This window comes from Microbacterium kribbense, assembly GCF_039537285.1.
Taxonomy (GTDB): Bacteria; Actinomycetota; Actinomycetes; order Actinomycetales; family Microbacteriaceae; genus Microbacterium; species Microbacterium kribbense.
In genome coordinates, this window is record NZ_BAABAF010000008.1 from 410,787 (window position 1) to 423,416 (window position 12,630).

11 protein-coding genes are annotated in these 12,630 nt (G+C 71.6%); 5 read left to right on the forward strand and 6 right to left on the reverse strand.

Going from position 1 to position 12,630, the window contains the following annotated elements:
- Positions 1-118: 118 nt before the first annotated feature.
- Positions 119-814: a hypothetical protein gene (locus ABD705_RS13055; protein WP_344784243.1), complete on the reverse strand. Its 696-nt coding sequence runs from the start codon at positions 812-814 to the stop codon at positions 119-121.
- 159 nt (positions 815-973) lie between these two features.
- Here ABD705_RS13055 and ABD705_RS13060 point away from each other — a divergent pair, with 159 nt between their 5' ends.
- The 3 genes from ABD705_RS13060 to ABD705_RS13070 are packed head-to-tail and all read left to right on the forward strand — an operon-like array spanning position 974 to position 3,491.
- Entirely contained in the window at positions 974-2,131 is a 1,158-nt protein-coding gene (locus ABD705_RS13060) for a sensor histidine kinase (protein WP_344784245.1), read from the forward strand.
- Positions 2,128-2,784, forward strand: coding sequence for a response regulator (locus tag ABD705_RS13065; protein WP_344784247.1), 657 nt, complete (start codon positions 2,128-2,130; stop codon positions 2,782-2,784). The genes ABD705_RS13060 and ABD705_RS13065 overlap by 4 nt, the downstream gene beginning before the upstream one ends.
- 29 nt (positions 2,785-2,813) lie before the next feature.
- Positions 2,814-3,491, forward strand: a complete 678-nt coding sequence (locus ABD705_RS13070; protein ID WP_344784249.1) for an SGNH/GDSL hydrolase family protein — start codon at positions 2,814-2,816, stop codon at positions 3,489-3,491.
- 24 nt (positions 3,492-3,515) lie between these two features.
- Here the strand turns inward: ABD705_RS13070 and ffh are convergent, their stop codons facing one another.
- The 5 genes from ffh to smc form a co-directional block, all read right to left on the reverse strand.
- The gene (gene ffh / locus ABD705_RS13075) at positions 3,516-5,066 is read right to left on the reverse strand and encodes a signal recognition particle protein (RefSeq protein WP_344784251.1); all 1,551 of its coding nucleotides are present in this window, start codon (positions 5,064-5,066) and stop codon (positions 3,516-3,518) included.
- A 62-nt stretch (positions 5,067-5,128) separates the two neighbouring features.
- Entirely contained in the window at positions 5,129-5,689 is a 561-nt protein-coding gene (locus ABD705_RS13080) for a TetR/AcrR family transcriptional regulator (RefSeq protein ID WP_344784253.1), read from the reverse strand.
- 3 nt (positions 5,690-5,692) lie between these two features.
- Positions 5,693-6,193, reverse strand: coding sequence for a DUF2004 domain-containing protein (locus ABD705_RS13085; RefSeq protein WP_344784255.1), 501 nt, complete (start codon positions 6,191-6,193; stop codon positions 5,693-5,695).
- A 45-nt stretch (positions 6,194-6,238) separates the two neighbouring features.
- On the reverse strand, positions 6,239-7,108 hold the full coding sequence (ftsY, locus tag ABD705_RS13090) for a signal recognition particle-docking protein FtsY (protein WP_344784257.1): 870 nt from the start codon (positions 7,106-7,108) through the stop codon (positions 6,239-6,241).
- 26 nt (positions 7,109-7,134) lie between these two features.
- Positions 7,135-10,650, reverse strand: a complete 3,516-nt coding sequence (gene smc / locus ABD705_RS13095; protein ID WP_344784259.1) for a chromosome segregation protein SMC — start codon at positions 10,648-10,650, stop codon at positions 7,135-7,137.
- A gap of 430 nt (positions 10,651-11,080) precedes the next feature.
- Between smc and ABD705_RS13100 the strand changes: the two genes are divergently transcribed.
- The gene (locus ABD705_RS13100) at positions 11,081-11,359 is read left to right on the forward strand and encodes a hypothetical protein (protein ID WP_344784261.1); all 279 of its coding nucleotides are present in this window, start codon (positions 11,081-11,083) and stop codon (positions 11,357-11,359) included.
- A 15-nt stretch (positions 11,360-11,374) separates the two neighbouring features.
- Positions 11,375-12,484, forward strand: a complete 1,110-nt coding sequence (locus tag ABD705_RS13105; protein ID WP_344784263.1) for a GNAT family N-acetyltransferase — start codon at positions 11,375-11,377, stop codon at positions 12,482-12,484.
- Positions 12,485-12,630: the final 146 nt, after the last annotated feature.

Consider the following 12,630-nt stretch of genomic DNA (forward strand, 5'->3'; position numbering starts at 1 on the left):
ACACCCGGCGGAAGCTCGAATCGGAATCAGCCGCCGGATTAGAGGGTCGGGCGATGTTCCAAGGGTCAATTCTGCCAGATCCGATGCCGCATGGCGAACCACGCCCCGGCGAGGCCGGTCAGATCGTGGGCAGAGCGGGCGAGCGCCGTGTCGCCGGACGGATCCCGGACGGCCTCCGGCGGTCCCCGCGCGCGACCAGCACAGCAAGCGGCGCCCACACCAGCACCAGCGTCACGAGCTGGACGACGGAGGCGATCGGCCCGCCGAACAGATCGGCCCCGGCGGTGATGATCGCCGCGATCGGCACCCAGATCGCCACCAGGCCCGCCGCCCGCAATCCGATCGTCAGCACGATCGGGCCCAGCGAGAAGCCCACCAGGAAGACGATCAGCAACACGGTGCCGATCATCGCCGAATCGGCCGACGCCGCCAGCGCGGCCGTGTCCGCGTCGGGCAGCCGTGCACCGGCCAGTGTGCCGAACACCCCGAAGAACAGCGCGAGATGGCCGACCCCGGCGGCAAGGCCCGCACCAGTGAGCAGGCCGCCGATCTGCACCGCGACGCGTGCGCGCGTGTCAGTCAGACGTGTCAGTTCCGGGATTCCGGCGAGCCAGACGAGCGGGCCGAGCACCGACAGCAGCCCGATCACGAGCCACGCGACGGGGAACTGGGCGGCGACGTCGACGGCGGTGGGATCGGCTCCGGAGGGGTGCAGCGTCCCTTGTGCGGCGGCGGTGGCGATCATGCTCGCGGGTCCCACGATCAGCGCGACGGTCGCGACGGTCCGGGTGAGAGCAGTGGCAGGTGAGGACATCGGATGCTCCTTTCAACGCCGAGTGCGCTTTCACCGATCGTCGCGGTGCGGCGCCCGTGCGCGCGTCGGCGGCCAGAGGGAATCGTGTGGTCCGTGCGGGCGCACCGTGTCGCCCGCGCGGACGACACACGGCGCGGCGCCGGCCAATAGAGTTGCCGCATGCGCCAGGCGATCGCGCGGTTCCGGCAGGCCTCGGTGGCGGGCTTTCCCGCCTCCGACGTCGCGCTGGCGGGGCTCGTGGGCGTCGTCGCCGTCGCCAGCGTGCTCACCGGCAACCCGGACGAGGGCCCCATGGCGGTCACGCTGCCGGTCGCGATCGTCTCGGCCGTCGCGCTGCTGTGGCGGCAGCGCACGACGCTGCTGACCGCCGGCCTGGTCGCCGCGGCCGGCCTGGTGCAGACGCTGCTGGCACAGCCGCACGGCTCGCTGTGGTCACTGGCGGTCTACGCGATCGCGATGTACTCGCTGGCCGCATGGAGCGCCGAGCTGGTCGCAGCGATAGCAGGGGCCGTCGTCGTGGCGGTGCTGCTGATCGAGGAGCGCATCGACAACGGTGTCGACTACGTCTTCATCCTGCTGATGTTCGGCGGTGTCTGGCTGCTGGGCCGCGCCAGCCGGCATTGGCGCGGCCGGGTCACGGCGGTCGAGCAGCGCCAGCGCGAGGTCGCCCGACTGGCGGTGGCCGAGGAGCGCGTGCGCATCGCCCGCGAGGTGCATGACGTGATCGCGCACAGCCTGGGGGTGATCGCGGTCCAGTCCGATGCCGCCGAGGCCGCACTCGCGGTGGACGCTGCCCGGGCGACGGCACCGGTCCGCGCCATCCGCGAGACGGCGCGCGGGGCACTGGCCGAGATCCGCCGGGTGCTCGACGTGCTGCGCGCCGACGACGCCGATCTGCCCGGCAACGACTCCCCCGGCATCGCCGCGATCACGGCGCTGGTGGAGTCCGCACGCGCGTCGGGCCTGCGGCTGCGCAGCGATGTGCAGGTCACCTCGGCACCCCTTCCCCGGCACATCGACCTGGCCGGGTACCGGATCGTGCAGGAGTGCCTGACCAACGTCCTCAAGCACGCGCCCGACTCCGATGCCGTCGTGACGGTGGCGCAGACCAGCCGCATCCTCACCGTGCGCGTGGTCAGCACGCTGCCGGGCGGTGCGGGCGGTGGCGCGATCCCGGCCGGCTACGGCATCCGCGGCATGCGCGAGCGCGCGGCGGCGCTGGGCGGGAGCCTGCGCGCCGGTCCCACCGGCGACGGCAGCTTCGAGGTCGCCGCCCGCCTGCCGCTGCGCACCACCCGGCTGCGGGAGGTGCCGTGATCCGCGTCGTGATCGCCGACGACCAGGAGCTGGTGCGCACCGGCTTCCGGCTCATCCTCGATCTCGAAGCCGACATGGCGGTGGTCGGTGAGGCTTCCGACGGGGCTGCATGCCTCGATGTGGTGGCCCGCACCGACCCGGATGTCGTGCTGATGGATGTGCGGATGCCGGTGCTCGACGGCATCGAGGCGACCCGGCGCATCACCGCGGCCGGCCGGGCGATCCGGGTGCTCGTGCTGACCACATTCGACCTCGACGAGTACGTCTTCGGCGCGCTGCAGGCCGGTGCCGCCGGATTCCTGCTGAAGGATGCGCCGCGGGTGCAGCTGACCTCGGCGATCCGGCAGGCGGTCGCCGGCGACGCCCTGCTGGCGCCGTCGGTGACCCGGCGGCTGATCGAGCGTTTCGTGCGCACGGACGCTCCGCGCCCCGCCGCGCACGACCCGATCGCCGCACTGAGCGCACGCGAGCGCGAGGTGCTCGGCCTGGTCGCGCAGGGCTTGACGAACGCCGAGATCGCGCGCCGCCTGTTCGTCGCCGACGCCACCGTGAAGACGCACATCGCCCGCATGCTCGCCAAGCTGGGCGCCCGCGACCGCATCCAGGCGATCGTGCTGGCCTATGAGAGCGGTTTCATCCGGCCGGGCGGCTGACGTCCAGGCGAGGCGTTTAGCGTGGGGGGATGCCCCTTCTGTCTCGAAGACTGTGCGCCGCGCTCGCGGTGGTGGCCATGATCGCTCTGAGCGGGTGCGCCGCCACGGCGTCCGCGGGCGAGGACCTCACCGCCGCAGGGGCACACACGCGTGCCACCGTGGTCACGGTCGGAGATTCGATCATGGCGGGCTACCACCTCGAGCCCGCGCAGGCCTGGCCCGCCCTGCTGGCCCGCCAGGACGGGATCGGGGTGGCCAACCTCGCCTGCAGCGGCGCCGGGTTCACCACGCCCGGCGACTGCGGTGAGGACTATCCCGGGCTGGTCGCGCAGGCGGTCGCGGCGTCGCCGACGCTCGTCATCATCCAATCCTCCGACAACGACATGAACGCCGCCAAGACCGACATCGACGCCGACACGGCACACACCGTCCGTACGCTGCATGCCGCGCTGCCGGAGGCGGTGATCGTGGGATTGAGCACGCTGTGGAATCAGCCTACGGATCCGCCGGCGACGATCGCGTCCAGCTCGGCGGCGCTGCGTCAGGCCGTGGACGCCGTGGGCGGCACCTTCGTCGACGTCGGTCAGCCGCTCGCCGGGCAGCCCGACCTGCTGCAGGCCGACCAGGAGCATCCCACCGCCGCCGGCCAACGCGCCCTGCTGACGGCGATCACCCGCGCGCTGGATGAGGCCGACGTCGTGCTCTGATCGTGCGGTGCGCGGCGGCGGCGCTCAGCGTTTGCCGAGCAGCTTCTGCAGGTCTGCCAGGTCGGCGGCGCTGGGGGCCTTCTGCCCGCCACCGAGCCCGAACCCCGATCCCGTCGGCGCCGCGGCCTCGGACGAGGCGACTCCGGCGTTCTCGGCGGCGCGCTTGGCGGGGTTGCCCGACCGGGAGCCCTTCTTCTTCTGCTGCTTGCCGCGCTTGCTCGAGGCGCCCGGCTTGCCCATCGAACCCATCCCGGGGATGTTCGGCACACCGCCGCGGGCGACCGTCTTCATCATCTTCGCGGCCCGCTCGAAGCGCTGCACGAGCTGGTTCACATCGGTCACGGTCATGCCCGAACCCCGCGCGATGCGCAGCCGGCGCGAACCGTTGAGCACCTTGGTGTTGCGCCGCTCACCGGGGGTCATCGAGCGGATGATCGCCTCGGTGCGGTCGATCTCGCTCTCGTCGAAGTCGTCCAGCTGCTGCTTCATCGACCCCATGCCGGGCAGCATGCCCAGCATCTTCTTCATCGAGCCCATCTTGCGCATCTGCTGCATCTGCTGCAGGAAGTCCTCGAGCGTGAACTGCTCGGTCGCGAGCTTCTCGGCGACCTTGCGGGCCTCGTCCTCGTCGAAGGCCTCCTGGGCCTGCTCGATGAGGGTGAGGATGTCGCCGAGGTCCAGGATGCGGCTGGCCATCCGGTCCGGGTGGAACGGCTCCAGATCGTCCAGCCCCTCACCCGTGGAAGCGAAGATGATCGGGCGCCCGGTGACCGACGCCACCGACAGGGCCGCACCGCCGCGGGCGTCGCCATCGAGCTTGGACAGCACCACGCCGGTGAAGTCCACGCCGTCCTGGAACGCCTTGGCCGTGTTGACGGCATCCTGACCGATCATCGCGTCGATGACGAACAGCACCTCGTCGGGACTGGTCGCGGCGCGGATGTCGGCGGCCTGCTCCATCAGCTCGGCGTCCACGCCGAGCCGGCCGGCGGTGTCGATGATGACGATGTCGTGCTGGGCCCGACGGGCCTGTTCGACGCCCTCGCGCGCGACCCGCACCGGGTCGCCGACCCCATTGCCCGGCTGCGGCGCGTAGATCGCGGCGCCGGCCTGTTCGGCGACCACCTGCAGCTGATTCACCGCGTTCGGGCGCTGCAGGTCGGCGGCCACCAGCAGCGGTGTGTGGCCGTCTTTCTCGAGCATCTTGGCGAGCTTGCCGGCGAACGTCGTCTTGCCCGAGCCCTGCAGGCCGGCGAGCATGATCACCGTCGGCGGGTTCTTCGCGAACTGCAGCCGGCGCTGCTGGCCGCCCAGGATCGCCACGAGCTCTTCGTTGACGATCTGCACGACCTGCTGCGCCGGGTTCAGCGCACGGTTGACCTCGTCGCCGAGGGCGCGCTCGCGCACCTTGGCGGTGAAGTCCTTGACCACCGTCAGCGCGACGTCGGCATCCAGCAGCGCGCGCCGGATCTCGCGGACGGTGCCGTCGATGTCGGCGGGCGTGAGCTTGCCCTTGGTGCGGAGATTGCGGAAGGTCTCGGTGAGCCGGTCCGAGAGAGTGCCGAAAGTAGCCATGATCCCCCGATTCTATCGGTGCCCGCTGGCGGGCGCCCGGCGCCGGTGCCCACGGGCGCCGGTCAGAGCGCGATGTCGAGGGCCTGCTGCAGCGTCGCGGCCAACGAGGTGCGGCCGGGCCCGGCGGCGGCCCAGTGCCACACCGCGGCCAGCACGGCGCCGGCGGCGCCGGCGGCGATGACCTCGGCAGCCAGCGGTGGCGTGCCGCCGGACCGCTCGCGCTCGGCGATGGCTGCGGCAAGCCGTGCCTGGCGTACGGCGCGCTCGCGCTCCAGCTCGTCGGCCAGGCCCATCGCCTCGACGTTGGCGATGGCCAGTGCCAGCGCGTCCGGTGCGAACCCGGTGGCGATATCCGCCAGCGCGGCGCGCACCGGTGCACCGGCCCGCAGCAGCGAGGTGGCGGCGGCCAGTCGCTCGTCGAACGCGGCCCAGAACACGTCGCCCTTCGCCGAGAAGTAGTTGAAGAAGCTTGACCGGCTCACTCCGGCGCGGGTGGTGATGTCGATCACCGAGGTCGCCTGATACCCCTGTTCGAGGAACAGATCGCAGGCCGCTTCGGCGAGGGTCTGGCGGGACGAGGCCTTGGGCCGTCCGGCCCGCGCGGCCGCCTCGGACTCGGTCACCGGTCAGTCGGCGCTGGTGACGGATTGGACGTCGCCGTCGGTGTTGAGGTTGACCAGCAGCACGTCGTCGGTGGAGTCGGGGTCCAGCGCATACTCGAGCACCGCGAACGGGTCGGTGCCGCCGTGCTCGTCGGCCAGGATCGTCATGCTGACCAGGCGCAGCGACCGGATGATGTCGATGTGCGTGTCGCCCGAGATGTCGACCAGGAAGTCTTCGAGTTCCTCGCCCAGGCGTGCCTGCTGCTGCAGGATGTACTCGATCACCTCGCTGGTGCGGTCATCCAGCTCCGACACCATGGCGTTGCGGGCGGTGCGATCCAGCGCCTCCAGCGACGTGATCATGGCGGCCGCCACGTCCAGAGCGGCCTGCGCCACGTCGTTCTCATCGGGCGCGGTCAGGTCGACGGCGACGGCCTGGTCGCCCAGTTCGATCGTCTCGGACCAGAAGATCGAACCGTCCGGGCCGGATTCCAGAAGTCCGAAGTAGTCGTGTTCGATCGCCATAGCTTTATGAAACCAGTCTCCGCCGGGTTCCGGTAGCCCGCCGGGCTAATCCACCAGCGCAGCGACGAACACGTGCGGCGTGAAGCCGGTGAGATCGTCGATGCCCTCGCCCTGGCCGAGCAGCTTGACGGGGATGCCGGTGCGCTCCTGCACCGCCAGGACGAAGCCGCCCTTGGCCGATCCGTCGAGCTTGGTCAGCACCAGCCCTGTGACGCCGGCATGTTCGAGGAACGCCTCCGCCTGCATGACACCGTTCTGGCCGGTGGTGGCATCCAGCACCAGCAGCACTTCGCTGATCGGTGCCAGCTTCTCGATCACCCGCCGGATCTTGGTCAGCTCGTCCATCAGACCGCCTTTGGTGTGCAGCCGACCGGCGGTGTCGACGAGGACGATCTCGGTGCCGGTGCGGGTCGCGTACTCGATGGTCTGGAAGGCGACGGATGCCGGATCCTGGCCTTGCTGCTGGGGCCGGACGATCTCGGCACCGGCGCGCTGCGCCCAAGTCGCGAGCTGGTCGACGGCCGCGGCCCGGAAGGTGTCGGCTGCGCCGACGACGACCGAGCGGCCGTACCGCTGCAGGAACTTGGCGAACTTGCCGATCGTGGTCGTCTTGCCGACCCCGTTCACGCCGACCACCAGTACCACAGCCGGCCGTTCGGTGAGCTTGAGGGTGGTGTCGTACTTCGCGAAATGCTCCTCGAGCGTCTCTTTGAGCATGCGCTGCAGGTCGCGCGGATCGGTGGTGCGGAACCGCTCGACCTTGCCGTGCAGGTCGTCGACGATGCGCTCGGTGACGTCCGGCCCGAAGTCGGCGGTCAAAAGCGCCGTCTCCAGGTCGTCCCACGTCGTGGAGTCGATCGTCGGCGTGACGAACACACCGCGCAGCGCGCGACCCAGTGACCATTTCTCCGCCATGCCTCCAGCCTACGGGGGCAGTGCGGTCAGACCGCGGCCGGCTCCTTCTCGTGCGCTGTGCGGTCGCCCACCCGCTGACCGACCACCGCCGACACGCCGTCCTGGCGCATCGAGACGCCGTAGAGGGCGTCGGCGATCTCCATGGTGCGCTTCTGGTGGGTGATCACGATCAGCTGGCTGGCCGCGCGCAGCTGCTCGAACACGCCCAGCAGGCGCCCCAGGTTGGCGTCGTCGAGCGCCGCCTCGACCTCGTCGAGAATGTAGAACGGGCTCGGGCGGGCCTTGAAGATCGCCGTCAGCAGCGCGACCGCCGCCAGCGACCGTTCGCCGCCGGAGAGCAGCGAGAGCCGCTCGATCTTCTTGCCGACCGGCCGCACCGACACCTCGATGCCGCAGGTCAGCGGCTGGTCCGGGTCGGTGAGGGCGATGCTGCCGACCCCGCCGGGGAACAGGATCGGGAACACCTCGCCGAAGGCCACCCGGGTGTCTTCGAAGGCGGCGAGGAAGATCGCCTGCATGCGCTCGTCGAGCTCGGCGATGATCGTCAGCAGATCCGTGCGGGTCTGGGTGAGGTCGGCGAGCTGGGCGACCAGGAACGCCTGCCGCTGCTCGAGCGCCTCGAACTCCTCCAGCGCCAGCGGGTTGACCCGCCCCAGCTGCGCGAGCTTGCGCTCGGCCTCCTGCAGCCGTCGGCGCTGCGCGCTGCGCTCGAACGCCACCGGTTCGGCGTCGTCGGCGCCGGGGACGGGCTGATCGGGACCATATTCCGCAATGAGAATATCTTCGTCCACGCCCAGTTCGGACTGCACGCGCTCCAGCAGGCTCGTCACGTGCAGGCGCTTCTCGTGGATCTGCAGCTCGAGGCCGTGCACGCTCTCGGTGAGCCCGCCGAGCCGCTCGCGCACCGTCGCCTCCTGCGTGCGCAGGTCGGCGAGCTCGGCGGTCAGCGCGGTGCGTTCGGCCTCGGCGGCGGCCAGTTCCACGCGGGCCCGGCTGACCGACCGGTCCACCGAGTCCAGCACCGGCGGCAGCCGGTCGGCGACGCCGGCCGCGATGTCGCGCTGCGCGCGGCGCAGCACGGTGCGGCGGGCGGCTTCTGCGACGGCGCTCTTCTCGCGCTCGCGCTGGCGCACGAGCCCCTCCGCGCGGGCCTGCTCGGCACGGACGCGCTCCTTCAGGGTCTCCACCTCCAGCCGCGCGCGCATCTCCAGGTCGCGGGCGGCCTCCAGCTCGGCCAGCATCGGCTCCCGGGCCGACGCGTCCAGAATCGGCCGCGGCGCCTGGCGGGCCGTCTGCAGCTGGTCCTGGCTCTGGCGTGCCGACGCGGCTGCCTGGTCGACGGCCGCCTGCGCCTGGCGCAGCGTGACCTCGAGCCGTTCGCATTCCGCGACCGCCGCCTCGTGGCGCACCGTGACGCGGTTGACCTTCTCGGCGCGCGCGGCGAGGTCGGCATCGTGCGCGCGCAGGGCCTCCAGCGCCGCCTTGGCGCGGAGCCGGGATGCCGCCAGTTCGGCGTTGCGGTCGGCCAGCGCCGCGCGCAGCGCGTCCGCGGTCACAGCGACCTCGGCCAGTCGCTCGGCGGCACCATCCCGCTCCGCCGACAGCTCCAGGCGCGACCGGCCCGCACCCGACCCGGCGCGGACCGTGGACGAGGTGACCACCTCGCCCGCACGAGTGACGACGGTGACGTGCGCCTCGGCGCCGGCGGCGGCGGCGAGGGCCTGTTCGAGGTCGTCGGCGATGTACACCGCGGCCAGCCGCGCCCGCACCCCGTCCGGAGCGGTCACGACCTGCCAGGCCGGAGTGAGCGACCCGAGTGCGGGCGGGGTGGGCACCGTGGCCCCCGCCGCGGCGATGGCGATGTCGACCACGCCGAGATCGCCGTCCGCTGCGGCGCGCGCGGCGGCGAGGGCGTCGCCGGACTGCTCGACGAGCACGCCTTCGGACAGCGCACCGAGCACGCCGGCGATGGCCGCCTCGTAGCCGTGCTCGACCTGCACCGCGTCCGAGACCAGCCCTCGGATGCCGGGGCCGCCGTTCGAGATGAGCTGGGCGGCACCGTTGCGCACGTCCAGGGCGCGCGAGAGCGCCTTGGTCTGCGCCGTCAGCGCCTCCTGCTCGCGCTCGGCGGAGTGCAGCTTCTCGCGCAGGTCCGAGACCGCCTTCTCGGCGTCACCGGCGGCACGCTGGCTGCGCTCGTACGCGGCGGCATGGTCCATCGCCGGGCCGTCCGATTCGTCGGCGGGCTCGAGCTGCGCGCGCGCGGCCTCGGCCTCGGCGCGGCGCTCCAGTGCCGCATCCAGCGCATTCTGCTGGCGGGTCACGGCCGTCTGCACGGCTGCCAGCGCCGACGCGGCGGCCTCAGCCGTGCCGCGCAGCGCCGAGATCCGCATGTCGTGCTCGGAGACCAGTGCGCTCTGTTCGGCGATGTCGGCATCGAGGGCGTCCAGCTCGGCACGTGCGTGCACGACGCCCCGCGCGGCAGCCGCGGCGGCATCCTGGGCGGCACCCAGCCCCGAGCCGATTTCCTCGATGGCCGCATACACCTCGTCGATGCCGGCCTGTGTCACGGTCTGCGCGGGCATCAGCGCGCTCTCGTCGTCTCCGAGCAGCGACAGCCGCTGCCCCGCCAGGGTGAACAGCCCGCGCAGCCGCTCCTGCACCTGCTCGAGGGCGAACACGACGCCGCGCGCGGTGTCGACGGCCTCGGAACGCTGATCGGACTCCAGCGTCTGGATGCGTGCCCGCAGCGTCTCGGCACGATCCTGCAGCACCATCCGCTCGGCGTGCCGCTCGGCCTCGCTGTGCGCCGCGGCAGCCAGCTCGGTGCGCAGCCCGACCAGCTCGTCGGCGAACAGTCGCGCCTTGGCGTCGCGCACGACCGCGGCGATGTCGGCGGCGGCTCGGGCGATCTCGGCCTGCCGGCCCAGGGGCTTGAGCTGTCGGCGCAGCTCGCCGGCCAGGTCGCTCAGGCGGGTGAGGTTCGCCTCCATCGCCTGCAGCTTGCGGACGGTCTTCTCTTTGCGGCGGCGGTGTTTCAGGATGCCGGCGGCCTCTTCGATGAACCCGCGGCGCTCTTCGGGCGAAGCCTGCAGCACGGCGTCCAGCCGGCCCTGTCCGACGATCACATGCATCTCGCGGCCCAGGCCCGAGTCGCTGAGCAGCTCCTGCACGTCCAGCAGCCGGCAGGTGTCGCCGTTGATCGCGTACTCGCTGGCGCCGTTGCGGAACAGGATTCGGCTGATCGTGACTTCGGCGTATTCGATGGGCAGCGCGCCGTCGCTGTTGTCGATCGTCAGCTGCACCTGCGCGCGGCCCAGCGGCCCGCGGGTGGAGGTGCCGGCGAAGATGACGTCCTCCATCTTGCCGCCGCGCAGCGTCTTGGCGCCCTGCTCGCCCATCACCCACGCCAGGGCGTCGACGACATTGGATTTGCCCGAGCCGTTCGGACCGACGATCGCGGTGACGCCCGGCTCGAATGCGAACGTGGTCGACTGCGCAAACGACTTGAACCCCTTGAGCGTCACGCTCTTCAGGTGCATAGCCGTGCCTCTCCGCCCCGTCCGGTCACCGGTTCACGCTACCCGATGTCGCCGCCTGCGCCGCGGCGACCGGCCGCGCATCGCCGGCACCCGCTGCCGGCAAGACCTGTTCGGCACCGATTCTGTGCATCCGCTTGACGGCGGCATCCGAACCGCGCTAGCGTGTCTGTTCGGTCCGAAGTGGAGAGGAGGCCCCCGATGATGATCACACCAATCCGCACGTCTGTGCGAGCAGCGATGCTGCCCTCGGCGGCCGGCTCCTTCGGCCTCGCGCGCCGCGCGGCCGCGTAGCACCGCGTCCACAGGACACCTGCGCCCCGCGCCGTCGCACCGACGGTCTGACGCACGAGCCTCTCGTGCTCTCCCGCCGCATGCGCGGCCACTCGATCGGCCTGCCGCCGACGACCTCTTCGACTTCGAAAGCACCCTGATGAACACCCTGCTGCACACCGAACGGACCCACCCGCCCGAACGCCTGCACGAACTGACCGCCCTGACCACCGACACGCGCACGTCGCTGCCGGACCGCCTCACGCTGCGGCTCGGCCTCTGGCTGCTGCTGACGGCGGCCCGCCACGCCGAGCTGCGTGACCGGCGCCGGGACGACCACGAGGCGCACGCCCGGCGCACGCTCGCTCGCGAGACGTACCTGCGCGCCGAGCGCGAAGCCGCGATCACCCGCGCACACCTCACCATCCATTACCGCTGAATCGAGAAGACGCTCATGACCGCAACGCTGGCCGCGCCCCACGTGCGCCCGCTGATCATGCCCGAATCGGCAGACGCCGCCGATGCCGCCGACTTCGTCCAGATGGTGCGCGTGCGCAACGAGGTCTACCGCGAGCTCAATGGGTACGACGACGAGAGCAGGACCCCGGCAGAGATGCTGCCGCTGCTGCAGAGCGGGCCCTACGAGCTCACGCTGCCGTGGATCGCCCTGCTCGAAGAGCAGATCGTCGGGCGCGGCATCCTGAACCTGCCCCTGGAGGACGGCTCGCGCGTCGCCGACGTGACGATCGAGCTGCTCCCCCGGGTGTGGGGCCATGGCGTCGGATCGGCGCTGTACGCCGTACTCGAGCGCGCCGCGCGCGAGCACGGCCGCACCGTGCTGCAGACGTGGGCCTACCACCCCACGCGCGCGCCGATCGCGCCCGGCGACGCGGCGCCGTGGCTGGACTCGCCCACCGGCTTCGGCCGGGTGCCGCAGGATCACTCCGCACGCTTCGCGCACGCGCATGGATTCGCGCTGGAGCAGGTCGAGCGCACGAGCGCGCTCGAGCTGACCGCCGACGCCGATGCGCGCATCCAGGCGCTGCTGATGCCGGCCCAGCGCGCCGCCGCCGGGTATCGCATCGTGCGCTGGATGCCGCCCACGCCCCCGGAGCTGATCGACGGCTACGCGTGGCTGAAGTCCCGCATGGTCACCGATGCGCCGGCGGCGGGCTTGGAACTGGATGAACAGGTCTGGGATGCCGCCCGCGTCGCCGACCACGAGCGCCCGGTGCTGGCAGCCGGCCGCACGATGCTGATCACCGCGGCCGAGCACATCGAGTCCGGTGAGCTGGTCGCGTTCAACGAACTGGTCATCGGCCGCGACCTGACGGCGGCGACATTCCAGGAGGACACCCTGGTGCGCGCCGACCACCGGGGTCACCGGCTCGGGATGCTCCTCAAATGCGCGGGACTGCTGGCATGGCGCCGGCTCGCCCCCGATTCCCCGCGGGTGATCACGTACAACGCGGAGGAGAACCGGCCGATGCTGCAGATCAACGAGGCGATCGGCTTCGCGCCGATCGCCTACCTGGGCGCGTGGAAGAAGACGCTCATCCGGTGAGCGTCAGGCCGGGCGCGCCATCCGCTGGCACCGCGAGCAGTAGTGGCTGTCGGCGGCGCTCGAAAACTGGACAGTTCCGGCGGTTGAAAAGTGAACACTCGACGATGGGAGAGTGATCACTTTGGAGGACTGGGCGTTGATCCGGC